Source organism: Aeromonas sp. 62-46 (genome assembly GCF_001898585.1).
In the GTDB taxonomy this organism is placed as follows: domain Bacteria; phylum Pseudomonadota; class Gammaproteobacteria; order Enterobacterales; family Aeromonadaceae; genus Aeromonas; species Aeromonas caviae.
In genome coordinates this window covers 232,137-256,242 of sequence record NZ_MKUI01000058.1, presented here as the reverse complement: position 1 = coordinate 256,242, position 24,106 = coordinate 232,137, and the positions used below count along the sequence as shown (strand labels likewise).

25 protein-coding genes are annotated in these 24,106 nt (G+C 63.6%); 11 read left to right on the top strand and 14 right to left on the bottom strand.

What is annotated here, in order from left to right:
• Nucleotides 1–930: 930 nt before the first annotated feature.
• Together BGO64_RS18950 and BGO64_RS18945 are read left to right on the top strand one after the other, a co-directional pair.
• Nucleotides 931–1,989 carry a GGDEF domain-containing protein gene (locus BGO64_RS18950; protein WP_286701190.1) on the top strand — a complete coding sequence of 353 codons (1,059 nt, stop codon included), beginning with the start codon at nt 931–933 and terminating at the stop codon, nt 1,987–1,989.
• Nucleotides 1,990–2,075: 86 nt separating this feature from the next.
• Nucleotides 2,076–2,363, top strand: a complete 288-nt coding sequence (locus BGO64_RS18945; RefSeq protein WP_286701189.1) for a hypothetical protein — start codon at nt 2,076–2,078, stop codon at nt 2,361–2,363.
• A 102-nt stretch (nt 2,364–2,465) separates the two neighbouring features.
• On the opposite strand, the gene BGO64_RS18940 is transcribed toward BGO64_RS18945, so the two are convergent.
• From BGO64_RS18940 to BGO64_RS18910, 7 genes are all read right to left on the bottom strand, one after another.
• A complete protein-coding gene (locus tag BGO64_RS18940) occupies nt 2,466–2,744 on the bottom strand; it encodes a hypothetical protein (protein ID WP_029314742.1) in 279 nt (92 codons plus the stop codon).
• Nucleotides 2,745–3,024: 280 nt separating this feature from the next.
• The gene (locus BGO64_RS18935; protein WP_041215870.1) at nt 3,025–3,747 is read right to left on the bottom strand and encodes a substrate-binding periplasmic protein; all 723 of its coding nucleotides are present in this window, start codon (nt 3,745–3,747) and stop codon (nt 3,025–3,027) included.
• Nucleotides 3,748–3,938: 191 nt separating this feature from the next.
• Nucleotides 3,939–4,433: a GDYXXLXY domain-containing protein gene (locus BGO64_RS18930; RefSeq protein WP_286701188.1), complete on the bottom strand. Its 495-nt coding sequence runs from the start codon at nt 4,431–4,433 to the stop codon at nt 3,939–3,941.
• Nucleotides 4,430–5,437: a DUF4401 domain-containing protein gene (locus BGO64_RS18925; protein WP_042014995.1), complete on the bottom strand. Its 1,008-nt coding sequence runs from the start codon at nt 5,435–5,437 to the stop codon at nt 4,430–4,432. Before BGO64_RS18925 ends, BGO64_RS18930 begins: the two co-directional genes overlap by 4 nt.
• A complete protein-coding gene (locus tag BGO64_RS18920; protein ID WP_286701187.1) occupies nt 5,430–6,368 on the bottom strand; it encodes a DUF2157 domain-containing protein in 939 nt (312 codons plus the stop codon). The genes BGO64_RS18925 and BGO64_RS18920 overlap by 8 nt, the downstream gene beginning before the upstream one ends.
• Before the next feature lie 247 nt (nt 6,369–6,615).
• Nucleotides 6,616–7,173, bottom strand: a complete 558-nt coding sequence (locus BGO64_RS18915) for a TMEM165/GDT1 family protein (RefSeq protein WP_010675206.1) — start codon at nt 7,171–7,173, stop codon at nt 6,616–6,618.
• Nucleotides 7,174–7,426: 253 nt separating this feature from the next.
• Nucleotides 7,427–7,756, bottom strand: a complete 330-nt coding sequence (locus BGO64_RS18910; protein ID WP_010675205.1) for a translation initiation factor — start codon at nt 7,754–7,756, stop codon at nt 7,427–7,429.
• A gap of 119 nt (nt 7,757–7,875) precedes the next feature.
• Here BGO64_RS18910 and BGO64_RS18905 point away from each other — a divergent pair, with 119 nt between their 5' ends.
• Genes BGO64_RS18905 through BGO64_RS18895 form a run of 3 tightly spaced genes read left to right on the top strand, consistent with a single transcriptional unit; the run spans nt 7,876 to nt 10,659 of the window.
• Complete coding sequence (locus BGO64_RS18905) at nt 7,876–8,103, top strand: FeoA family protein (protein WP_010675204.1); 228 nt, start codon at nt 7,876–7,878, stop codon at nt 8,101–8,103.
• Complete coding sequence (feoB, locus tag BGO64_RS18900) at nt 8,100–10,370, top strand: Fe(2+) transporter permease subunit FeoB (protein ID WP_111896890.1); 2,271 nt, start codon at nt 8,100–8,102, stop codon at nt 10,368–10,370. The genes BGO64_RS18905 and feoB overlap by 4 nt, the downstream gene beginning before the upstream one ends.
• Before the next feature lie 46 nt (nt 10,371–10,416).
• Entirely contained in the window at nt 10,417–10,659 is a 243-nt protein-coding gene (locus BGO64_RS18895; RefSeq protein ID WP_039041210.1) for a FeoC-like transcriptional regulator, read from the top strand.
• A 61-nt stretch (nt 10,660–10,720) separates the two neighbouring features.
• On the opposite strand, the gene tapW is transcribed toward BGO64_RS18895, so the two are convergent.
• Nucleotides 10,721–11,857: a type IVa pilus ATPase TapW gene (gene tapW / locus BGO64_RS18890; RefSeq protein ID WP_029314740.1), complete on the bottom strand. Its 1,137-nt coding sequence runs from the start codon at nt 11,855–11,857 to the stop codon at nt 10,721–10,723.
• A gap of 56 nt (nt 11,858–11,913) precedes the next feature.
• Nucleotides 11,914–12,270 carry a DMT family protein gene (locus BGO64_RS18885; protein WP_010675200.1) on the bottom strand — a complete coding sequence of 119 codons (357 nt, stop codon included), beginning with the start codon at nt 12,268–12,270 and terminating at the stop codon, nt 11,914–11,916.
• Between the two features lie 112 nt (nt 12,271–12,382).
• Between BGO64_RS18885 and BGO64_RS18880 the strand changes: the two genes are divergently transcribed.
• From BGO64_RS18880 to BGO64_RS18870, 3 genes are all read left to right on the top strand, one after another.
• Nucleotides 12,383–13,114 (top strand): substrate-binding periplasmic protein, encoded by a 732-nt coding sequence (locus BGO64_RS18880; RefSeq protein WP_261999201.1) that lies wholly within the window; start codon nt 12,383–12,385, stop codon nt 13,112–13,114.
• A gap of 75 nt (nt 13,115–13,189) precedes the next feature.
• Complete coding sequence (gene btuC / locus BGO64_RS18875; RefSeq protein ID WP_039041213.1) at nt 13,190–14,197, top strand: vitamin B12 ABC transporter permease BtuC; 1,008 nt, start codon at nt 13,190–13,192, stop codon at nt 14,195–14,197.
• A complete protein-coding gene (locus tag BGO64_RS18870) occupies nt 14,184–14,957 on the top strand; it encodes an ATP-binding cassette domain-containing protein (RefSeq protein WP_201888464.1) in 774 nt (257 codons plus the stop codon). Before btuC ends, BGO64_RS18870 begins: the two co-directional genes overlap by 14 nt.
• A gap of 212 nt (nt 14,958–15,169) precedes the next feature.
• Here the strand turns inward: BGO64_RS18870 and BGO64_RS18865 are convergent, their stop codons facing one another.
• The gene (locus BGO64_RS18865) at nt 15,170–16,234 is read right to left on the bottom strand and encodes a 3-deoxy-7-phosphoheptulonate synthase (protein WP_010675196.1); all 1,065 of its coding nucleotides are present in this window, start codon (nt 16,232–16,234) and stop codon (nt 15,170–15,172) included.
• A 141-nt stretch (nt 16,235–16,375) separates the two neighbouring features.
• On the opposite strand from BGO64_RS18865, the gene BGO64_RS18860 reads away from it, so the two are divergent.
• Complete coding sequence (locus BGO64_RS18860; RefSeq protein ID WP_286701186.1) at nt 16,376–16,756, top strand: diacylglycerol kinase; 381 nt, start codon at nt 16,376–16,378, stop codon at nt 16,754–16,756.
• Between the two features lie 78 nt (nt 16,757–16,834).
• Here BGO64_RS18860 and serA read toward each other — a convergent pair whose 3' ends face one another.
• The 4 genes from serA to BGO64_RS18840 form a co-directional block, all read right to left on the bottom strand.
• Nucleotides 16,835–18,067, bottom strand: a complete 1,233-nt coding sequence (serA, locus tag BGO64_RS18855; protein WP_039040384.1) for a phosphoglycerate dehydrogenase — start codon at nt 18,065–18,067, stop codon at nt 16,835–16,837.
• Between the two features lie 265 nt (nt 18,068–18,332).
• Nucleotides 18,333–18,986: a ribose-5-phosphate isomerase RpiA gene (rpiA, locus tag BGO64_RS18850; protein ID WP_286701185.1), complete on the bottom strand. Its 654-nt coding sequence runs from the start codon at nt 18,984–18,986 to the stop codon at nt 18,333–18,335.
• Between the two features lie 143 nt (nt 18,987–19,129).
• The gene (locus BGO64_RS18845; protein WP_039040382.1) at nt 19,130–19,726 is read right to left on the bottom strand and encodes a 5-formyltetrahydrofolate cyclo-ligase; all 597 of its coding nucleotides are present in this window, start codon (nt 19,724–19,726) and stop codon (nt 19,130–19,132) included.
• Nucleotides 19,727–19,830: 104 nt separating this feature from the next.
• Nucleotides 19,831–21,177, bottom strand: coding sequence for a Na+/H+ antiporter NhaC family protein (locus BGO64_RS18840; protein ID WP_039040381.1), 1,347 nt, complete (start codon nt 21,175–21,177; stop codon nt 19,831–19,833).
• Between the two features lie 316 nt (nt 21,178–21,493).
• Here BGO64_RS18840 and dapB point away from each other — a divergent pair, with 316 nt between their 5' ends.
• On the top strand, nt 21,494–22,306 hold the full coding sequence (gene dapB, locus BGO64_RS18835) for a 4-hydroxy-tetrahydrodipicolinate reductase (protein WP_286701184.1): 813 nt from the start codon (nt 21,494–21,496) through the stop codon (nt 22,304–22,306).
• Between the two features lie 659 nt (nt 22,307–22,965).
• Nucleotides 22,966–24,102, top strand: a complete 1,137-nt coding sequence (gene carA / locus BGO64_RS18830; RefSeq protein WP_010675189.1) for a glutamine-hydrolyzing carbamoyl-phosphate synthase small subunit — start codon at nt 22,966–22,968, stop codon at nt 24,100–24,102.
• Nucleotides 24,103–24,106 lie beyond the last annotated feature (4 nt).

Below are 24,106 nucleotides of genomic sequence, written 5' to 3'. Positions count from 1 at the left end.
TTGCCGTTTGCTGTTATATACACAATGATTTTTTCACCTATGCAACCATGTCGATGACACCTGTTGCATGGGGGCGACAATCTGATCTCGCCATGGGGTGGGCGAGGGGTTGGTTCTGAGATGACACCCCTCCCGATCCTTGCCCCGAATAGACAGGGACTGTTACTGCGGTGCAATGCGCTGCGCTTATTGCCCCCTACGCTTGTTAACCGGCCTCGGCGCTGCGGGTTGGGTGTTGCCCCCTGTTGTTCGCCGAGGTGAGCCCGTTTGTCCAGGCCGCGAGGCTGGACGCCGAGCGAGCGCCGCTGGGCCAGGGATGGCCCATCGGCGCGTGCCGTGGGACAAAGGGGTGAACCGAGGGCACCCGACGGTAGGAGGGCGAACAAGCGGGGGTGAAGACCTTTGGTGACTTTGGGTCTTTCCAAAGTCACTCGCCAAGCCGCGCAGCGGCGGCGAAACCCCGTCGAGGACGAAGTCCTCGTGTCCTGCATGGCGGAGCCATGCCAATCAGGCGTGGAGCGATATTCCACCGAGCAATAAGGTTACCCAACCCCTCACCCTAGCCCTCTCCCCCAAAGGGCGAGGGGATGGTTACCGCGGACGATTACGCTTCGCTAATCGACCCTACCGACCCTACGGCGTAGCCATGCCAAATGACGGCGAGTGACCCCTCACCCTGACCCTCTCCCGCAAGGGGAGAGGGGATGGTGACCGTGGGTGAATACGCGGCGGGAATCGACCCGGCACCCAGGGGTGAGGGCAGGGTTGTGTCCCTGTGTTTCGCATGGCGACGCCGCTTGGGGTCCGGTTATGCCAAAATGTGAACAAATCGATCTTTCCCCCGGTCAATCGCGGTCTGCCGCTTGTCGGGCCCGCCCCGAGTTGGCTAAGGTAGCCGCCCATCAGATGCACGCAGTAGTGGAGGTAGGCATGGATAAAATTTTGCTGGCGCTCTCGGAGCAGATGATAAACGCGCGGGATCTGGAGAGCCTGACCCGCCCCTTGCTGGAGATGCTGGCGTCGGTGACCGGGCTGGAGTCGACCTATCTCACCGAGATTGACCTCGGGCAAAGCACCCAGCATGTCCGTTATGCCCGCAATGTGGCCGGGCTGCAGATCCCCGAGGGGATGACGGTGGAGTGGAGCGATACCCTGTGTCGCCGCGCCATCGACGAAGAGATTGGCTACACCGATGACGTCGCCGCTCTGTGGGGGGACTCCCAGGCGGCCAGCGAGCTCGGCATTCGCTCCTATCTGAGCAGCCCGGTTCGCACCTCGACCGGCTCCCTCTATGGCACCCTGTGCGGCGCCAGTACCGAACAAAAACCCGCGGTGGCGGGGGCGCAGCAGCTCATCGCCTTCTTCGCGCACCTGATTGCCGAACAGGTGGAGCGGGAGCAACTGCTGCGGCAATTGCAGCAGGCCAACGACGAGCTCTCGCGCCTGGCCCTCTCCGATCCCCTCACCGGGCTCCCCAATCGCCGCGCCCTGATGCTCGAACTCACCCGCCTCTTCTCGTTGTCGGAGCGGGCGGGGCATCCGGTGCTCATCGCCTTTGTGGATCTCGATGGCTTCAAGGCCATCAACGACGAGTATGGCCACGAGGCGGGGGACAGGCTGCTCACCGCCATGGCGCGGCAACTGGGGGAGACCCTGCGTGGCGGCGATCTGCTGGCCCGTTTTGGGGGGGACGAGTTCGTGGCCGTGGGCATGGGGCCTTTCCCGGACGCCGACACGCTGGACGGGGCGGTGGCGGCGTTTCGCCAGCGCCTGTTCGAGCACAGCGTGCTGTCACTGCCGGTGGGGGACAAGGTGATCCATTATCCCGGTGCCAGCGTGGGGGCGGTGGCCGTGATGCCGGCCGAGGTCAGCGTCGAGGAGGCGCTGAACCGGGCCGATGCGAGCATGTATGCGGTCAAGCGCCAGCGCCGGGCCGCAGGGGAGGGCGGGAACCCGCCCCCTTCCAGTCAGGTGCCTGCCCCGCGATAGCAGCGGGGCGGGTTGAGAGGGCACAGGGTGGCGCGTCCACCCGGGTGCCAGTCTGTTTTCCCTTTTATCAGTCCGGAGCCCATACCATGGTTCATCTTCTTGCCCGCCGTGTGCGCGCCCTTGCCGGGCGGACGGCCACCCTGGTGGCCGGACTCTGCGAGTTTCAGCAGCGCATCTGGGTGGTCAGCATCGTCAAGGAGTCCTACACAGATACCTTCGTGGTCAACGAAGGGGGCTTCGAGGAGCCCTTGCAATGGATGCGCCGCAAGGGCTACAGCGCCGAGATGCTGGCCAGGGTGGAGGCCATGGCCCGATCCCAGGTGCTCCAGCTCGAGTGCGCCGGGCAGCATCACCGTCTGATGCGGGTGAAATAGGGGCGAAGCCGCCCCCGGATGGCCTGGGCGGCACCGCCGCCCGGGCATTGACCACATATCCTGCCGCCCTCTTCGTGTCAGACGGGGCAAATGGGTCGCCAGTTATGATTTTTCCGTGGTTCTCTCCGGTTTCAGACCGCCGGAGTAGACGCAAATCGCGGAGTTGTAGCTGTTGAAGGTGACCGCGTAGTTGAAATCGCAGAAATAGGCCGGGTGCTTGGTGGCGACAATGTCCCCCGCCTTGCATTTGTCCTGCATCCCCTCCACCAGGGTGTCGTTGTTTGACCCGAGGCAGGCCTTGCCGGTGGTCTTGTCACCGCCGCAGGCCATCAGAAGGGCGCAGACCGAGAGACTCATCAACCATTTCGCTGTGTTGTGCATGTGTATTCCCAAGAGATCGGAGAGATGGCGGGGAAGGGCGTGAGCGCGGCGCTGCCCGATGAAGGCGGCCAGCGGGCACGCTGCCGCCCCTGACTGTCGCTGCCACCGTGCGCCCTGCCCCTTGCCGTGAAAAAGGGGCCAACAGGCTCCTGCGCCCTATATTACGGACCCGGGACGGTCTGCGTCACCCCTTGTCGTTGCAAGTGGCGAACATTAAACGGGTTTCGTGCGCTGCCTCAAAGGCGGGCCGGGGCCTTGGCGGCCCCGGCGGGGGAAGGGGTCAGGGGGAGGGGAAGTATTTGTGCTGGAGCTGCTGGAAGTCGCTGCTGGCCAGCACCTGGGTCAGGCCGAGCTGGAACTCCCTGACCAGGGCATCGTCAACCGGGTGGCTGAAGGCGAAGCAGTACTGCTCGGAGCTCAACATCCAGCGCACCTCGAACTGGGCAGGATCCAGCTGCTGGGTCTTGATGAGATCCAGCAGGGTGGACTTGTTGCTGGAGACCAGATCGACCCGGCCCGAGGTGAGCATGCGCAGGGCCTGGGAGAGGCGGTTGGCGGTCATGATCTTCTGCTCGTCGAAGCCGGCGTTGAGCAGCAGTTGCTCCCCCACGTCGGATCGCACGGCGCCTATGGTGTAGCGCTGGGCATCTTCCAGGCGGGTCAAGGTCAGGGGGCGACTGGCGAGCCCCATCAGCACTATCTCGGCATAGCCGATGGGGCAGGCCCACTTGAACAGGGGATTGCGCGCCTCGGTGCGGGCGGTGGAGAAGAGCACCACATTGGGTTTCTGGGTCAGCAGGTAGTAACCCCTGGCCCAGGGCAGGATGCTGACGGGCTGGACAGGGGTGCCGGTCTTTTGCCACACCAGGTGCAGCAGGTCGATGGCAAAGCCGGTCGGGGCGCCATCCTCCCCGGTGAAGTTGTAGGGTTTGTACTCTTCGGTGAGGTAGTGCAGGCTGGCGAGCGCCGGGCTGGCCTGGGTCGCGGGAGTGCCCCAGACCATGGCCGCGAGGGCGGCGCAGGCGACCAGTCTGCGAAGGGGGACTGCAATGTCTATGTTCATCCTGACCGTCCTGCTGCCGAGTGCCCAGTTTCAAGTGTTGCCAAGTCACGGCGTTTCGCCACCCGGCGCAGACGTTATCCGTCGGGGGTTGTCATCATTTCGCCACTCTCAACCGGGTCGGCGCCCCCTTTTTACCAGGCTGGGCGGGTGTGACCCAGGGGGGTGAACGCCTCGTCCCTCAGCCCTACCAGCAGGGTGCTGCCATCCTCCTGCAGACGAAACTCGCCGTAGCGGGCCGACTCATACTGGTCTCCCGTGCCCTCTTCGAAGAAGAAGGCGTCAGGCCCGATAAACCACTGGCCGTCGCGCTGGCGCACCTTGAGCAGGCGCTCCCCCGGGCCCGGGGCCTCGGGCTTGCCCCCTTCCACCCAGTGCACCACCTGATGTTCATCCAGGCGAACGACCAGGGTGTGGGGGCCGGAGGCGGCCTGGCGGCCCGCCAGCTGGCGGGCGAGGGCGTAGTTCAGGCGCATGTAGTCCCCCTGCATCAGGGAGCGGGGGTCGACCGGTGCCAGCTCGATCAGCACCACCTCCCCCTGGCTCATGGCGTGCTCGAAGCGCCAGACGGCGGCGTTGATGCCGGCGAGCAGGGCAAGACCGGTCAGCAAAAAGGCGAGGCGTCTCATGAGGGGCTCCCGTTGTGAAGGTGCTTGAGCCACTGACGGGTACCGAGCAGCAGGGCCCCCGAGGCGAGCAGCAGCCAGGACTTGGTCATCAGGGTCAGCCCCAGATCGTAGTAATAGAGGGAGCCAAAGCCGAGCAGCAGGAGGCCTGCCAGGGTCATCAGGGCCAGGCTGCCGGCGTAGAAGCCGAGCACCAGCACCAGGGCGCCAGCCCCCATGCCGGGAATGATGGCGCTGATCACCACCAGCGGCAGCCCGTAGCGCAGCGGCAGCCTGAGGCGAACCATGACCGCGAGCAGCAGGGCGGCGCAGAGCAGGGGATTGAGCCAGAGGGGCAGGCGGGAGCTGCCGAGCTCATTGAGCACGCTGGTGCCTCCCTCCCACAGGGGGTGGTGCAGCCGTCCCAGCACCAGCAGGGAGAGTGCCAGTCCCAGGGTGAGGGATTCATAGAGCAGATGGCGGGCGGGATCGCGCTCCGCCTGCAGCCAGCACAGGGCGACGGCGCCCATCACCAGCGGCAGGGCCAGCAGGTGCAGGCCGAGGCAGGCGAGGGCGAGGGTGAGCAGGATGGCGGCGGCGAAGCTGTGGAACAGCCTGATCAGCCAGTGCTCGAACAGGGCGGCCACCCCGAGGGAGAAGGCGGTCAGACCGAACCAGAGCCACGCGACGTTCAGATCCAGCCTGTCCAGCAGGCCGTAGAGCAGCCAGGCATCTGCCGCCAGCGCCAGCGCCAGCACGAACTGATCCCAGAGATCGCTGCGGGTCGCCATGCGGTTGAGACCGAGGGCGGCGGCCATCAGCACCATCCCCATGGTGAGGGCGTTGTTGGGGTCGCGGGTCAGCTGCTCGAAGGCCATGAAGAGGAAGAAGAGCAGGAAGAGGGCGGCTATCCAGCCCACCATGCCGAGCAGAAAACGGCCCGACCAGTGGGGCTGTTCATCCCGGGGGGCATCCCCTTCCACAAGTTGGGCTGCACGCAGGCGCTCCCAGGGGGTGAGATCAGACATGCTGCCTCCGTTGTTGTTGCAGCCAGCGGCTGGCCATCACCGACAGGCCGATGGCGATGAGGGCCAGCAGCAAAAAGCCGTTCATGTCCGGCTCCATCCACTTGCCAAGGGCCGCGAGGATGACGGCGATAAGGCTCAGGCACCCCATGGCGAGCCCGGCGATGAACCTGTGGTGCCAGCGCAGGTAGGCGGCGCCGAGCCAGGCGAGCCAGGCAGGCCAGACCCAGGGAGAGGCGGCATCGAACAGGGCCAGCAGGGTAAGCAGGGTGATGCCGAGCCCCGCGGCCAGCCCCGCGAGCCAGGAGGGCATCAGGGCGTAGCGGGCGGGCACCAGGATGAGCAGACCCCAGAGGGCGGCGTTGAGCAGGGTCAGGCACCAGCCGAGGGCCTCCTCGTTGAAGGAGAAGAAGAGATCGAGAAGGCCGAGCCGCCAGTAGAGCACCAGGGCGAGCTGACCGAGCAGCCAGGCCAGGGTCCAGAGCAGCGGGCTTCTGCCAAGGGCCGCCAGCGGCAGCAGCATCAGGGCCCAGGTGGCGAAGAGCTGCCAGGGGTCGGCGCCGGTCTGGTAGGTCTGGCCCACCAGGGCGAGCAGGGCGCCGAGGTTGAGGGCCAGGGCCAGCAGCAGGACCTGGCGCGGGGTGTCACTCATGGGTTTGCGCCAGAGCACCAGGAGCATGGCGAGCAACGGCAGCTCCAGCAGGGCGAGACGTGAGAGGCGCCCCAGGGCCTGCCAGTTGAAGGCGACGAAGAAGACGAGGCCGGCGCCAAGGCAGAGGCAGCCGAGCCAGAGCAGCAGCCTGTCGAACAGCCACTGCCAGCGGGCAGGGCCGGGGGGCAGCTCGCACAGGGCCAGGGCGGCAGGCAGCGAGGCCCGTGGCAGGCGGCCGCGCCTGACCCAGTCGAGCAGGGTCTGTCGTGAGGTGAGGTGCATGGGGGCTCCTGAAGCCGTGATGCCTGAAAGATAAGGCATTATGGCACGGCGCCGCGTCTCGGGGCAGGGGCGCCGTCGGCGCTGCGTCTCGGGGCAGGGGCGCCGTCGGCGCTGCGACACAGGTCGCGGCACGGGGCCATGTCTTTGCACTAAAAAGGCCCCCGCCGTGAGGAGGGGGCCTGAAGGACGTCCGGGGCGGCGGTGGCGATCAGTGCTCACGCTGATCCCCCGCCGGCTTCTATGGAGGTCAGGCGAAGATCAGGGTGGAGATGCCAAGCCCCGCAAAGAGGATGGCGCAGGCAATGCGGATCCCCTTGAGGGGGAGCTTGTCGGCCCCGAGCTTGCCGAGCAGCACCACGGGCACGTTGGCCAGCATCATGCCGAGGGTGGTACCGGTGATCACCTGGATCAGGGAGTCGTACTTGGCTGCCAGCAGCACGGTGGCTATCTGGGTCTTGTCACCGATCTCGGCGATGAAGAAGAGCACGAAGGTGGCCATGAAGGGGCCGTACTTGTCCAGGGAACTCTCTTCATCGTCCATCTTGTCCGGCACCAGGATCCAGGCGGCCATGGCGATGAAGGCGCCAGCGACCAGCCAGGTCATCACCTTGGGATCCATCCAGCGACTGATGAATTCCCCTATCCAGGCGGCCCCTGCGTGGTTGAGCAGGGTGGCAGCCAGCATGCCGGCGATGATGGGCCAGGGTTTGCGAAAACGACAGATGAGCAACAGGGCCAGCAGCTGTGTCTTGTCGCCGATCTCGGCGATGGCAACGCTGATGGTGGAGGTTAACAAGGCTTCCATAAAAATGACCGGGGGACGGAATTGTTATAAACCAAAGACAAGCCTGCGCCATCCGTCCCCGGTTTTGGCACTGGCCCGTCAAAGGTCTTGTCAAATCCGGCATTGCCCGGATCACCCTGACCATGGTGAGTTGGCACCAAGTATGTTGATCAGGATCGCGCACGGAACGGGTCCGTGGCGAGACTACTCCCCCTCGATGGGAGCGGGCATTCTAGGGAAAAACCCCCGGTGAGGCAAGGCGCGGGATGGGGAATTATCCCCCCACCAGCTTGACCTGAAAGCCGGCCTTCTCCAGTTCGGCCTTGATAAGGTCCCGTTTGTCCCCCTGGATCTCGATGATCCCCTCCTTGAGACCGCCGCCGGTACCGCACTTCTTCTTGAGCAGGGTGGCGAGGGCCTTCTGCTGGTCGACGGGAACGCCGTGGATGCTGATGACCCCGGCCCCCTTGCGTCCCTTGGTCTCGCGGCGGATGCGCACGACCCCGTCGGCGGGGAAGGGGGAGGCGTGCTGGGCAGGGGCGGATTCCTTGATCATGCCGCCGTCCGTGCTATAGACCAGGCGGCTGTTGTTGTCGTGACTCATGGCAATACTTTGTCGGTTAGCTAAGCGGAGTTTGATTTTACGCAAATAAATGTTGAGGGCACAGCTTATAATCCCCCCATTAAAAGCGAATTATTCTTGTTTAACTTCAGGAGCCCGTCATGGTACTCACAGAGCTGTCGCCGGGACAGAGCGCTCGCATCACGCACATGAACCACCTTGGCCGCGCCTTGCGGCGCAAGCTGATGGTGATGGGGCTGCTGCCCCAGACCGAGATCCTCTATCTGCGGGCCGCCCCCCTGGGGGACCCGCTCCAGATCCAGTGCCAGGGCATCTGCCTCTCCATGCAGCGGAGTCTGGCCCAGCAAATCGAGGTGGAGCCGGTATGAGCTACAACCTGGTCACAGTGGGCAATCCCAACAGCGGCAAGACCTCCCTGTTCAACGCCCTGACCGGCTCCCGCCAGCAGGTGGGGAACTGGAGCGGGGTCACCGTCGACAAGAAGATGGGGGCCTTTGCTGCCCGCGGGCAGGAATACACCCTGGTGGACCTGCCCGGCATCTATGCCCTGGCCAACCAGGAGGCGAGCCTGGACGAGCAGATCGCCAGCCGCTTCGTCCAGCGCCAGCAGCCGGATCTGCTGCTCAACGTCATCGATGCCGCCAACCTGGAGCGCTCCCTCTACCTCACCCTGCAACTGCGGGAGCTGGGGCTGCCCATGGTGGTGGTGCTCAACAAGATGGATCTGCTGCAAAAGCGGCGCATCACCATCGACGAGGCCTTGCTCGCCAAGGCGCTGGGGTGCCCCGTGGTGTCGCTCTCGGCCCACAATCGCCAGCAGGTGGCGGCTTTCAAAGAGGGGATCCACCAGTTTATCGGTCAGTCCCAGCCCGCCCTGGTGCTCGACTACGGTCAGCCCCTCGAGGGGGACATCGCCGAGCTGGAGACCCTGCTCGCCCCCCATCATCTGCATCGCCGTGGCCGCGCCCTGCGCCTGCTGGAGGAAGACATTGCCATGCAGGAGACCCTGGCGGCGGGGCAGCAGGCGGCGGCCGACAACGTGGTGAGTCGCGCCCACCACGCCCAGGACATCGACCTGCAACTCGCTGATTTGCGCTATGGCCATATCCACCACTGGTGCCAGCAGGCGTGCCGCCATCAGGACAAGCTCACCGTCGCCCAGAGCGAACGGCTGGACAGGGTGCTGCTCAACCGCTGGGTGGGCATCCCCTTCTTCCTGCTGGTGATGTACCTGATGTTCATGTTCGCCATCAAGGTGGGTAGCGCCTTCATCGACTTCTTCGACATCCTCGGGGGGGCCCTGTTCGTGGACGGGGTGCACCATCTGCTGGGGCTGATGAGTGCCCCCGACTGGCTGGGGGCCGTGCTCGCGGACGGCGTGGGTGCCGGTTTGCAGACGGTGGCGACCTTCATCCCCGTGGTGGGCTGCCTCTTTCTCTTCCTCGCGGTGCTGGAGAGCTCCGGCTATCTGGCCCGCGCCGCCTTCGTGGTGGACGCCCTGATGCGTCGCCTCGGCCTGCCCGGCAAGGCCTTCGTCCCCATGCTGATGGGCTTTGGCTGCACCGTGCCCGCGGTGATGGCAACCCGGACCCTGGGGTCGGAGCGCGAGCGGCTGATGACCTCGGCCATGGCGCCCTTCATGTCCTGCGGTGCCCGTCTGCCGGTCTACGCCCTGTTCGCGGTGGCCTTCTTCCCCGAGTCGGGGCAGAATCTGGTGTTCGGTCTCTATCTGTTCGGCATCCTGGTGGCGGTGCTCACCGGCCTCTTCCTGCGCAGCACCCTGCTGCCGGGCAAGAGCGACTCCATGGTGATGGAGATGCCCGATTACGAGTGGCCCCGTCCGGTGGACGTGGGGCTGCGCACCTGGCAGAAACTCAAGGGCTTCATCTTCGGCGCGGGCAAGACCATCGTCCTGATGGTGGCGGTGCTGAGCGTGCTCAACTCCCTCGGCACCGACGGCAGCTTCGGCAACCAGGATCAGGAGAACTCGGTGCTGAGCAAGCTGAGCCAGTCCGTGACCCCGGTGCTGCATCCCATAGGCGTGCGGGACGACAACTGGCAGGCCACGGTGGGCATCCTCACCGGCATCTTTGCCAAGGAGGCGGTGGTCGCTACCCTCAACAGCCTCTACGCCGGCGGCGCCGGTGATGAGGAGGAGAGTGAATACTCCCTGCTGGGCAGCCTGAAAGCGGCGCTGGCCACCATTCCCGCCAACCTGGCGGACATCGACCCCGCCGATCCCATGGGGCTCAAGGTGGGGGATCTGGAGGACAAGCAGGCGGCAGCCGAGGCCCAGGAGGTGGACACCTCCACCTACGGCAACATGCAGACCCACTTCGACGGCGTGGCCGGAGCCTTTGCCTACCTGCTGTTCGTGCTGCTCTACATGCCCTGCGCCGCCGCCATGGGGGCTCTGGTGCGCGAGACCGGGCGCCAGTGGGCCCTGTTCACCGCCGCCTGGTGCAACTACGTCGCCTTCCTGTGCGCCACCCTCTTCTATCAACTGGCGACCTTCGCCGCCCACCCGGCGCAGAGCCTGGTCTGGAGCCTGAGCTATCTGCTCTCCCTGGTGCTGCTCTGGTGGCTGGGGCGTCGTCACGGCGACATCGTCGCCCGCAAGGTGGTGACCCTGTGAAGGGGCTCATGGTCAGGGGCGAGTGCGCCGAGAGGGAGGGTATTCTGTGATCCTGCGTGAACTGGGGGACTATCTGGCCCTGCACAAGAAGGTGAGCCGGCGGGCGCTGGCCCGCCACTTCCACACCTCCGAGGATGCGGTGGAGGCCATGCTCGGGGTCTGGATGCGCAAGGGGCGCGTCGCCAAGCGGGAGAGCCGCCTGTGTGGCGGCTCCTGCTGCGGCAAGCACGAAGAGGTGACGTTCGAGTGGTGCGAGCCCGGCCAGATAGGGCTGGTCCAGAAGGGCTGATGCCTGCCCACATGCAAAAGGGAACCCGAGGGTTCCCTTTTTCGTGGCCGCCGGGCCCGTCTCAGAAGAGGTCGCCCTCGTCCTTGGTGGGCTCCAGGCTCCAGCCGCTCGCCGCCGCGCTGTTGCCTATCTGACCCTTCTCCCGCCAGAGTTTGATCTTGAGGCGCAGGTTGTTCTGGGAGTCCGCGTTCTTCACCGCCTCCTCCTCGTCGATCACCCCCTCGACCACCAGATCGAACAGGGTGCTGTCGAAGGTCACCATGCCAAGGGCCCTGGATTTTTCCATGATCTCCTTGAGGCCGCCAAACTCGCCGCGCTTGATGAGATCGCGCACCGTGTGGGTCCCGAGCATTACCTCCACCGCCGCCCGGCGCCCGCCGTCCGTGGTCTTCACCAGCCGCTGGGAGACAAAGGCCTTGAGGTTGTTGCCAAGGTCGTTGAGCAGCTGGGGTCTGCGCTCTTCCGGGAAGAAGTTGATGATGCGATCCAGCGCCTGGTTGGCGTTGTTGGCGTGCAGGGTGGAGATGGCCAGATGCCCGGTTTCCGAGAAGGCGAGGGCATGCTCCATGGTCTCCCGATCGCGGATTTCACCGATGAGGATGACGTCCGGCGCCTGGCGCAGGGTGTTCTTCAGGGCCGCGTGGAAGCTGCGGGTATCCACCCCCACCTCCCGCTGGTTGATGATGCTCTTCTGGTGGCGGTGGACGAACTCCACCGGATCCTCGATGGTGATGATGTGGCCGCCGCTGTTGCGGTTGCGATGATCGATGAGGGCCGCGAGCGACGTGGACTTGCCGGACCCCGTGCCGCCGACGAAGAGCACCAGACCCCGCTTCTCCATGATGGTGTCGAGGAGCACCGGAGGGAGTTTGAGATCCTCGAAGCGGGGGATCTCGGTCTTGATGTTGCGCGCCACCAGGGAGACTTCATTGCGCTGCTTGAAGATGTTGACCCGAAAACGGCCTATCTGGGGCAGGGAGATGGCGAGGTTCATCTCCAGCTCTTTCTCGAACTGCTGTTTCTGCTCGAGATCCATGATGTCGTAGGCGATGCGGGCCACCTCGCCCGGCCCCAGGGGCTCCTGGGTGAGGGGGCGCAGGGCGCCGTTGAACTTGGCGCAGGGGGGGGCGCCGGTGGAGAGATAGAGATCGGAACCGTCCTGTTTGGCCAGGATCTGCAGCATGTCTCTCAATTCCATGAGGGGCCTCGTCGCTCAAAGGGCTGGGGGATGATGAATGGCTTGAGTGTACAGCCTCAGGCGCCGGTCAGTTTTTCGCGGAACACAAAAAAGACCGCGCCCAGGATGCACAGACCCGCCCAGAGGTAGTCCCACTTCAGATCTTCTTTCAGATAGAAGATGGAGAAGGGAACGAACACGGTGAGGGTGATCACCTCCTGCAGGATCTTGAGCTGGCCGACGGAGAGCACGGTGTGGCCGATGCGGTTGGCGGGCACCTGCAACAGGTATTCGAACAGGGCTATCCCCCAGCTCACCAGGGCGGCGATGATCCAGGGTTTGTGATTCATGCTCTTGAGATGGGCGTACCAGGCAAACGTCATGAAGACGTTGCTGCAGATGAGCAGGCCGATACTGGTCATGATGGGGTTCATTAGGTTCTCCTTTTAAATCAATGCATTTTATCTCGACTCCATGGGTTTTCATAAGTGGTGCTTGAGGGTATTTTTAGCTCACAAGGATGTAACAAAAGAAGGCGAAAGCTGGATGGGCAAGACAAGCTGGGGTGCGCTTTGTCTGTTGTTTGCCTGCTGGGCGCAAGGTGCGCCGACCCTGACGGTGGCCACCGATGTCTGGCCGCCGTTTCGCATGCTGGCAGAGAACGACGACTTCCAGGGGCTGGATATCGACATTCTGCGCCAGTTGCAGGCACGCAGCGGCATTGTGCTCACCCTCAAACGGGTGCCCTGGGGACGGGCACTCAAACAGATGCAGACCGGTCAGGTGGATCTGATGATAGGGCTGGCTCACACCGATGAGCGGGCCGCCTTCATCGACTACCTGCAGCCGTCCTATTACCAGTGCCGGCCTGCCTTCTATGGCAAGCCCGCCGCCGTGGCAGGTCTCAGGCGCTACGAGGATCTGCGAGGCCGCGAGATAGGCTATGTGCTCAACTCCGCCTACTTCCCCCCCTTCGATGGCGACACCCAGCTCGACAAGCACGGGGTCCCCACCGAAGACCAGTTGCAGCGCATGGTGGAGCGGGGCCACCTGCCCCTGATGATAGGGACCGACTGCCAGGTGGATTACGCCCTGAGCCAGCGCAACGACGCCGGCCTCGTCAAGGCGCCCTTCCAGCCCCCCAACCCGGTGGTGCTCTACCTCGGGATGAGCAAGCACTCGCCCCACCACGAGCTGGGCCCCAAGCTGGCGCAGGCGTTGCAAGCCATGGTGGAGAGCGGCGAGATAGCGGCGCTGGCCAAGCCCTACCAGCCTTGACCTTGGGTGGTAACGCGCTGTTATCATGCAGCTTTCCTGCCTGCCCCCCGGCGGGCCTCGCTTCTTGGGGATCCCGTGTATCTCGCTCTCATCCGTCGCCAGCAGCGCTGGCAGCGCCGCTGGCTGCTCCTGCTGTCGCTGCTGACCCTGGCCCTGTTCCTGCTTTCCCTCGCCCTCGGGGAGTTCGTGCTGCTGCCCTGGCAGCCGCTGGGGGATCTGGAGCTGCGCATCCTGCTGGAGTTGCGCCTGCCGCGCGCCCTGCTGGCCCTGCTGGCGGGGGCCTCCCTTGCCTGCGGTGGTGCCGTGCTCCAGGTGATGCTGCACAACCCGGTGGCGGAACCCGGCCTGCTTGGCGTCTCGAGCGGCGCTGGGCTGGCCGCCATGGTGGCGATGGCGGTGGCCAAGGGGCTCGGGCTCTATTTGCCGGGCTGGGGGCTGTCGCTGGCGGCCTTTGGCGGTGCCCTGGTGGTGACCATGCTGCTCATCCGTCTCGCACGCCGGGCACGGCTCGGCCATGGGCGGCTGCTGCTGTTCGGGGTCGCCATCGGCATCCTCACCAATGCGGCCATGACCTGGCTGATGTATTTCGCCGACGACGGCGCCTTGCGGGAATTCATGTTCTGGATGATGGGCAGCCTCGCCTACGGCAGCCAGCAGCTCGCCTGGTGGTGGCTGGTGCTGCCCCTCACCCTCGGCTGGCTCTGCTGGCAGGGGCGGGCACTGCAACAACTGCTGCTGGGAGAGACTCAGGCCCGCCTCATGGGGCTGAACGTGGACAGCATGCGGGTACGCCTGGTGCTGGCGGTCTGCCTGCTCACCGGGGTGGCGGTCTCCCTGTGCGGCGTCATCGGCTTCGTCGGCCTGGTGGTGCCTCACCTGCTGCGCCTGTGCGGTGGCAGCGATCAGCGCTTCCTGCTGCCCGCCTCGGCGCTGGGGGGCGGCGCCCTGCTGCTTGGGGCCGATCTGGTGGCCCGCTCGGCGCTGCACGCCGGTGAACTGCCCATCGGGGTTATCACCGCCTCGGTGGGCGCCCCGCTCTTTATCTATCTGCTGCTGAGGCAAGATGCCGATGTGTCCCGCTGATCCCGCCCCCTGGCGGCTGGAGGCCCGCGCCCTGGCCATCCCCCATCGCCTCGCCCCCCTGGATCTCGCCTGGTCCGGCGGTCAGCTGGTGGCCCTGCTCGGCCCCAACGGCAGCGGCAAGTCCTCCCTGCTCGGAGCCCTGGCGGGCCTGCTGCCCGCCGATGGCGCCGTCTTGCTGGGAGGAGAGGTCATCACGACCCTGAGCTGGCCCGAGCTTGCAACGCGGCGCGCCATGCTGCCCCAGCGCCAGCCCCAGCTGTTCCACATCCCGGTGTTCCAGGTGCTGAGCCTGGGGCTGGAGGAGGGGGGCCCCGATGCCCAGGCGCAGGCGGTGGCGGATGTGTGCGACGCCCTGGAACTGGCGCCTCTGCTGGCTCGGGACTTCAGCCGATTGTCCGGGGGGGAGCAGCAGCGGGTGCTGATCGCCCGCACCCTGCTGCAACTGTGGCCAAGCCTCAATCCGACCGGGCGGGTGCTGCTGCTGGATGAACCCCTGGCGGGGCTGGATCTGCATCACCAGATGGCGCTGCTGCGGCTGCTCAAGCAACTGGCCGCGCAGGGATTGCTGGTGGTGGTGGCCATCCACGACATCAATCTGGCCATCGATTGGGCGGATCGCGTGCTCTGCCTGCAACAGGGCCGCGTGGTGGGGGAAGGGGGCGTCGGGATCATCGACGAGGCGCTGCTGGAGCGGGTGTTCCAGATCCGTACCGATCGTATCGAGGCGGCTGGCCGCACCTGGTTTATGCCGAGCCTGTGAGGCGGGCTTCCCCCTCATCCCCCGCCCTTCTCCCATTCTTTTGAAACAAGCGGGAGAAGGGAGCCGCTCCGTCTACCACTGATACAGCATTGAAAACCTGCAGAGGCTGAGTGAAGCCAAGGGGGGCGAGTGAATCACCGTGGAAATGAAAAGAGCCAGGCATCCGTGATGCCTGGCTCTTTGAATTGGTAGAGAGAGCGTTGAGCGGTTGCTCAGGCTTTCTGCTTGTCCAGCCGCACCTGGGCGGCTTCTGCCAGCATGGCCAGCAGGGTTTCGGTGTCACTCCACGACAGACAGGCATCGGTGATGCTCTGGCCGAAGGTGGCGGCACAGCCGTTCTCCACGTCCTGACGCCCTTCCACCAGGAAGCTCTCGGCCATGATGCCGGCGATGCCGGTGCGGCCGCGGCGCAGCTGATCGCAGATATCCTGGGCCACCAGCAGTTGGCGGCGATGATCCTTCATGCTGTTGCCGTGGCTGAAGTCCACCACCAGGCGCTCCGGCAGGCCCACCTGGGCCAGAGCCTCGCACGCCTCGTCGATGCTGGCAGTGTCGTAGTTGGGACGGTGGCCGCCGCGCAGGATCACGTGGCCGTAGGGGTTGCCGGCGGTGCGGTAGATGGTCATCTTGCCGTCCTTGTCCGGGGAGTAGAAGATGTGGCTGTGACGGGCGGCGCGCACCGCATCGATGGCGATGCGGGTGTTGCCGTCGGTGCCGTTCTTGAACCCCACCGGGCAGGAGAGGGCGGAGGCCATCTCCCGGTGAACCTGGGACTCGGTGGTGCGCGCCCCGATGGCGCCCCAGGTGATGAGATCGCTGATGTACTGGCCGGTCACCATGTCGAGGAACTCGGTGGCGGTGGGCATGCCGGTCTCGTTGATGTCCACCAGCAGCTTGCGGGCCAGTTTCAGCCCTTCATTGACGTCGAAACTGCCGTCCAGGCGCGGATCATTGATGAGCCCCTTCCAGCCGACGATGGTGCGCGGCTTCTCGAAGTAGGTGCGCATCACGATGCACAGGCTCTCTTTGTACTCTTCCCGCAGAGTGTTCAGACGCAGGGCGTATTCGTGGGCGGCGGCGGGATCGTGGATGGAGCAGGGGCCGACGATGACCAGCAGGCGCTGATCCTCACCGGACAGAATGGCTTCCACTTGGCGGCGGGCATCCAGCAGGTTCTGGGCGATGGTGTCGGTTAACGGGAAGGCGTGCGCCAGCTCGCTGGGGGTGATCAGGGCCTCCAGGCGACGGGTGCGCAATTCATCGGTGTGAATGGACATACGACTCAATTCTCGAGTGGATAAGGTGGGCGGGATGCCAAAATGCAAGGGAATAAAATAAAGCAAAAGTCACCCGATGGAAACCTTGGGCGGCTCTGATAGGATGTGAACCCAAAAGCCATTTCAAATGAGGTAGTTATCGTGGCAAAGCCAGGCGCGACCGGGATCACCCGCATCATCAACGCAACCGGTTACAGCATGAAAGGTCTCAAATCGGCCTGGTTCAACGAGGCCGCCTTCCGTCAGGAGCTGGTGCTCATCCTGCTGCTGATGCCGCTGGCATTCTGGATAGGTGACTCCCTCAACGAGATCCTGCTGCTCGTCTGCATCAGCTGGCTGGTGGTGATCGTCGAGGTACTCAACTCCGCCGTGGAGGCGGTGGTGGATCGCATCGGCTCCGAGCATCACGAACTCTCGGGCCGCGCCAAGGATCTGGGCTCCGCCGCCGTCTTCATCGCCCTGGCCCTCAATGCCCTGGTGTGGGGAGCCCTGGTGGGCCGCAACCTGCTGGGCTGGTGGTAGGTTGCGAGAGCAACCTTTCTCCTGACATAAAAAAGCCCGTCATCACGACGGGCTTTTTGCTGCGCAGATAAGGGCTTATCAGTGCAGGATCCGGGCACGGATGGTGCCATTGATCTCTTTGAGACGGGCCAGGGCCTTCTCGCTGTGCTCGGTTTCGACGTCGATGACCACGTAACCGATCTCGCTGCTGGTCTGCAGGTACTGACCGGCGATGTTGATCCCCTCGTCGGCGAAGATCTGGTTGATCTGGTTCATCACGCCGGGCTGGTTGCGGTGAATGTGCAGCAGGCGGCTGGAGCCCTTGTGGCCGGGCAGTGAGACTTCCGGGAAGTTGACCGCTGAGAGGGTGGAGCCGTTGTCGGAGTATTTGACCAGCTTGTTGGCCACTTCCAGACCGATGTTTTCCTGGGCTTCCTGGGTGGAGCCGCCGATGTGGGGGGTCAGGATCACGTTGTCCAGGCCGCGCAGCGGGGTGAGGAACTCCTCGTCGTTGGACTTGGGCTCCACCGGGAAGACGTCGATGGCGGCGCCGGAGAGGTGGCCGCTCTTGATGACGTCGGCCAGGGCGTCGATGTCCACCACGGTGCCGCGGGAGGCGTTGATGAAGATGGCGCCCGGTTTCATCATGCGAAGTTGCTCTGCACCGATGAGATCCTTGGTGGAGGCGGTTTCCGGTACGTGCAGGCTGATGACGTCAGACATGTTGAGCAGTTCCACCAGGTTCGGCACCTGGATGGCGTTGCCAAGGGAGAGCTTGTTCTCGATGTCGTAGTAATAGACCTTCATGCCGATCATCTCGGCGATGATGCCAAGCTGGGTGCCGATGTGGCCGTAGCCGATGATGCCGAGCTTCTTGCCGCGGGCTTCGACGCTGCGGTTGGCCAGCTTCTCCCAAACGCCGCGATGGCACTTGGCGTTCTTCTCGGGAATGCCGCGCAGCAGCAGCAGGATCTCCCCCAGTACCAGTTCGGCCACGGAGCGGGTGTTGGAGAAGGGGGCGTTGAAGACGGGGATGCCGCGCACGTGGGCGGCGTCGAGGGAGACCTGGTTGGTGCCGATGCAGAAGCAGCCGATGGCCACCAGCTTGGTGGCGGCATCCAGCACCTTCTCGGTGATCTGGGTGCGTGAACGCAGGCCCACGAAATGCACGTCACGAATGCGCTCGATCAACTCCTCTTCCGACAGGGACGTCTTCAGATATTCCACATTGGTGTAGCCGGCTGCCCGAAAGGTCTCCACCGTGTTGGGATGGACTCCCTCCAGCAGCAGTACCTTGATCTTATCCTTGTCCAGCGAAAACTTGGCTGTCATGACGTTCCCTCTATTGTTTTGAAAAATGCGTTCAGGCTTGTAGTGTGAAGAAAACCGTAAAGTAGCAAAAACGTTTGGGAGAGGGAATATTTGTGACGAAAGTCAAATTCTTTGAAGTTATCAACGATTGTTGCAGATGTGCTGCTACAACCCATTGAGGGATAACCAGAAACGGCGCCATGAGGCGCCGTTGTCCATTTGGGGCAGTCAGATTGACTGACCCGGGCGGGGGCTTGCCCGGAGGGAGAGGTCCGGGGAGCGGGCCTTAGTTGGTGATCACACCCTCGGGGGTGCCGATCAGCACAACGTCGGCGCCACGGTGGGCGAACAGGCCGTTGGTGACCACGCCCACGATGCTGTTGAGGCGGGTTTCCAGAGCCTTGGCATCGGTGATGGCCATGCCCTTGACGTCCAGGATGATGTTGCCGTTGTCGGTCACCACCCCTTCACGCCACACCGGGTTGCCGCCAAGGGCGCGGATCTCGCGGGCCACGTATTCGCGGGCCATGGGGATCACTTCCACCGGCAGGGGGAAGGTGCCCAGCACGTCGACGGTCTTGGTGTTGTCGATGATGCAGATGAACTGGTCGGCCACGGCGGCGACGATCTTCTCGCGGGTCAGGGCGGCGCCGCCCCCCTTGATCATGTCGCGGCTGGCGTTGATCTCGTCGGCACCATCCACGTAGACGGAGAGGGCATCGATGTCGTTGAGGTCAAACACCGGGATGCCGAGACCGTTGAGGCGCTCGGTGGAGGCGATGGAGCTCGACACCGCGCCCTTGATCTGGTCTTTCATGGTCGCCAGTGCGTCGATGAAGTGATTGACGGTAGAGCCGGTGCCCACCCCGACGATGGTGCCGGGTACCACGTATTTGAGCGCAGCCCAACCGGCCGCCTTCTTCATTTCATCTTGAGTCATGATGGATCCTTATGGAAAAAGCGGGCGCATTATATCCAAGCATCCCCCCCAGAGCGACCATGGTGCTCACGTTCCGGCGCAAAAATCCCCAAGATGTAAATCGTTTGCCTGTTTATTGAACCGAAGGGGGCGCCCTCGCCTCATCAGGCAAAGTGCCAGCTGCGGCTGGGGGTGATGATCTGGGGGAGCGGCACGTCCCACTGCTCCCGGGGGACGGCATCCACCTGCTGGCAATCGTGGGCGAGCCCCAGGGGTCTTGGGCCGAGCTGGTGCTCGTGCCAGCAGGCGAGGGTGCGATCATAGTAGCCGCCCCCCATGCCGAGGCGGTTGCCAGCCTCATCGAAGGCCACCAGCGGGGTGCAGATGATGTCCAGCATGCTGTGGGGCAGCACCTGCTGCACGTCGAGCTCGGGCTCGGCGATGCCGTAGCGGTTGCGGGTCATGGGGGTGGTGGCGGTGTAGCGCAAGAAGAGCAGGTGACCCGGGGTGAAGGGGTGCAGCACCGGCAGGTAGACCTCCTTTTGCCGGGCCCACAGCCAGTGGATGGCGGGCAGGGGATCGAGCTCCCCGTCGTTGGCCAGATAGAGGGCGATGCGCCTGGCCGCGAGGATGCCGGGATGTTCCTGGAAGCGCTCGACCAGCTGTTGGGCCGCCGCCTGCTGCTCGGCCTGGCTCAGGCTTTTTCTGCGCTGGCGAATGAGCTGGCGCAGGTTCTGGCGTTCGGGTTGGGTATCCGGCATGGGGACTCCTGGGCAAAGGTGGGCTGGCGCTACCTTAGCAAGGGGCCGACGGGATGAAAAGCCGATGGCGGGGCCGCCAGCCGGGCGGCCCCTGAGGTCGGGTGTCAGGAACGGTGGGGGGCGGGAGCCACTGCGCCCATCTGGTGCTTGAGGAAGACGGCCACGATGGCGGCCAGGGCCAGCGCCATGGGGTAGAAGCTCATGCTCACGACCAGGATCGGCGAGAGGGCGAAGATGGAACCCAGCAGCAACGCCTGGGCGCCCCAGGGAATCAGCCCCTGTACCACGCAGGAGAAGATGTCCAGCATGGAGGCGGCGCGGCGCGGGGTGACCCCGTGATGGTCCGCCAGATCCCTGGCCACCTTGCTCGCGACTATGATGGCCACGGTGTTGTTGGCGGTGCACAGGTTGGTGAGGCTCACCACGCCGGCGATGCCGAGCTCGGCCGCCTTCTCGTTCTGTTCGCCATCGTGGTGGCGGGTGAAGCGGGCAATCAGGGCGGCGATGCGCTCACTTATCCATGCGAGCCCCCCCTGGCGTTCCATCAGGGCACCCAGACCGCCGATGAGCATGGAGAGCAGGAAGATCTCCTGCATGCTGGTAAAGCCCTGATAGATGTCCTTGCTGAACTGGCCGAGAGAGTAGCTGCCAAGCAGCCCCACGCCACCGGCCGCCAGGATGCCGAGCCCCAGTACCATGAAGACGTTCATGCCAGAGAGGGCCAGCACCAGGATCAGCAGATAGGGGGCGACCTTGAGCAAGTCCGCCTCGGCGGTGGGGGCCGGCGCTTCACCGGTGGAGCCCAGCACCAGATAGAGCAGGATCACCAGCACGGCGGCGGGGGCGGCAATCTTGATGTTCTCGCGAAACTTGTCCTTCATCTCGCAGCCCTGGCTGCGGGTGGCGGCGATGGTGGTGTCGGAGATGATGGAGAGGTTGTCCCCGAACATGGCGCCGGAGAGGATGGTCCCCGCCATCAGCATCGGATCGATGCCGGCGGCCTGGGCGACGCCCAGCGCCACCGGTGCCACGGCGCCGATGGTGCCCATGGAGGTACCCATGGCGGTGGCAATGAAGGCAGAGATGAGGAAGAGCCCCGGCAGCAGGCACCAGCCCGGAATGAGGGAGAGGCCGAGGGCGACCGTGGCATCCACCCCGCCGGTGGCCTTGGCCACGGTGGCGAAGGCGCCCGCCAGCAAATAGATGAGGCACATGGCCATGATGTTGCTCTCGCCCACCCCCTTGAAGAAGGTCTCGAGGTTCTTGTTGAACCCCTCGCGTCCCATCAGCAGGGCCAGCATGACGGCGGGCAGGGCGGCAACGGGGGCGGGGAGCTGGTAGAAGGCGAACTCGACCCCCTGCAGGGTCAGCCAGGTACCGGTACCGATGAAGAGGGCAAGAAAGACCAGAAGGGGCAGCAGGGCTCTGGCACGGGGTTGGGTCTGGATCATGTGTTCCTCGAAACTTGAACAATGACCTCCTGTCGTTGCCTGTGGCGCCTCCAGGGCGGGCACAGGGCGGGCATCCTGCCACCATGGGGGGCCAACAGTAGTGAGTCGGCCCGCCCGGGTCAAGATAGCCGTCCAGATGGATAGGGCTTTTTGCTTCGTGATTCTGACTTGACTAGTTATTCCGTTATTTATTCTGTTTTTAATGAATTTATCGTTTAAATGTCGGGGTGGTTTGGCGGGCCAGATCGGGCTTTTCAAAGGGGGCGCGGGCTGGTAAAACGGTCTCTTTCCATAATAAAGAGATGAGAGGGTGGAGATGGACAATCCGATCCGTGTGGCCGTGATGGGCTGTAATGGTCGTATGGGCAAGGTGCTGCTGGAGGCTATCGCCAACGCCGAGGGCGTGGTGGTGGGAGCGGCGCTGGAACGACCGGGCTCTGCCGTGATCGGTCTGGATGCGGGTGAACTCAACGGCCTGGGGCGCCTTGGCGTCATCATCAGCGACAGTCTGGAGAAGGTGAAGGACGAATTCGATCTCATCATCGACTTTACCCGTCCCGAGGTGACCCTGGCTAACCTAGCCTTCGCCCTGGCCCATGGCAAGCGGATGGTGATCGGCACCACCGGCTTTGACGAGGCGGGCAAGGCGGCCCTTCGCGAGGCGGGCAAGCAGATCGGCATCGTCTTCGCCTCCAACTACTCGGTCGGGGTCAACCTGGTGTTCAAGCTGCTGGAGCAGGCGGCCAGGGTGATGGGGGAGTACACCGACATCGAGATCATCGAGGGGCACCACAGACACAAGGTGGATGCTCCATCCGGCACTGCGCTCTCCATGGGAGAAGTGGTGGCGAAAACCCTGGGCCGGGATCTCAAAGAGTGCGCCGTCTATGGCCGTGAGGGGATCACCGGTGAACGGGATCGCAACACCATCGGCTTTGCCACCATCCGCGCCGGAGATCTGGTGGGGGAGCACACCGTCATGTTTGCCGACATCGGCGAGCGGGTCGAGATCAGCCACAAGGCTTCCAGCCGTCTGACCTTCGCCAACGGTGCAGTGCGGGCGGGCAAGTGGCTCGGCCAGCAAGGGGCCGGTCTCTATGACATGCAGGATGTGCTCGGTCTGAAATAAACCGTCTTCAGGGGGAGTGCAGACTCCCGTACTGTTTGCCAAACCCCGGTCCGCCGGGGTTTTTTGTCACTTTTTTGTAGAAATAAGCCTTAATCATCACTTTTTGAGTGAACCTCGCTAAATCCTGCCATTCTTACAAGCCTGCCACCCTCTTGCGACAAAAATGTCATCAAGGGGTAACGGGTTTGGGTCTCAATATTCCCCTGCGGGGGGCATTTCGCCCTGATGTGAAATAGACTAAAAATGCAATCCAAGAAAAACGTTTTCTATTCTTGGTGTTCACTTTTCTGGCTTCAAATGGTGTTTTTGCTGTTGTGTTGTTTATTTTTTAATTTTATATCTTGCTGTTTATTAAGTGGTAAATTTGGTTTTTTGTACGTTGCATGGCATCGGGTGCCGCTTTGTGGTCTGTGTTTGGCTTTTCTTTTTGAAGAGGGGGTTGCAAAGCGAGTGAGTGCATAGATAATGGGTAATGTTGCTTGTTTATTGAATTTAGATGCATTTCAAACGAGAAAAGACGTTGAAATGAGATCGTTTTTAAGTAGAATGCGCCCAATTTGCCAGAAATCTGCCGGGTTCGAGTCCTGTCAAAGACCGGAACCGAGCCCGCAACACCCAGGTAAATTGCTGAATTTAAAGCTAAATAACTGGAGGTTGTCTTGAATCACACTGCATTGCTAGTGCTGGAAGATGGAACTGTGTTCAAAGGCGTGTCGATAGGCGCCGAGGGATGTTCCGTTGGTGAAGTGGTTTTCAACACGTCGATGACGGGTTATCAGGAAATCCTCACAGATCCCTCCTATTCCCGTCAGATCGTTACCCTCACTTACCCCCATATAGGCAACACCGGCACCAACAGCGAAGATGAAGAGTCCAGTCAGGTCCATGCTCAGGGCCTCATCATCCGGGACCTTCCGATACTGGCCTCCAACTTCCGCAATCAGCAATCCCTCTCCGATTACCTCAAGTCTCACAACATCGTTGGCATCGCCGACATCGACACCCGCAAGCTGACCCGCATCCTGCGTGAAAAAGGCGCCCAGGCCGGTTGCATCCTGGCCGGCAAGCAGCTCGATGAAGCCCATGCCCTCGAACAGGCCCGCGCCTTCCCCGGTTTGAAGGGGATGGACCTGGCCAAGGAAGTGACCGTGAGCGAATCCTACAGCTGGACTGAAGGCAGCTGGCAGCTCGGCAAGGGTCACGTCACCCCGGCGGCCGATGAGCTGAAATACCACGTGGTGGCCTACGACTTCGGCGTGAAGCGCAACATCCTGCGCATGCTGGTGGACCGTGGCTGCCGCCTGACCGTGGTGCCGGCCAAGACCCCGGCCGCCGAGGTACTGGCGATGAACCCGGATGGCATCTTCCTCTCCAACGGTCCCGGCGACCCCGAGCCGTGCGACTACGCCATCGAAGCTATCAAGGCTTTCCTTGATACCAGCACCCCGGTGTTCGGTATCTGCCTGGGCCACCAGTTGCTGGGCCTGGCCTCCGGCGCCAAGACCATCAAGATGAAGTTCGGCCACCACGGTGCCAACCACCCGGTGAAGAGTCTGGACGACAACACCGTGATGATCACCGCCCAGAACCACGGCTTTGCGGTGGACGAGCAGACCCTGCCCGAGTGCCTGCGTGCCACCCACGTCTCCCTGTTCGATGGGTCGCTCCAGGGCATCCATCGCACCGACCGTCCGGCCTTCAGCTTCCAGGGTCACCCCGAAGCGAGCCCGGGCCCGCACGATTGTGCCGGTCTGTTCGACCACTTTATTGAATTGATTAAGCAGTATCGCGCCTAAGAGG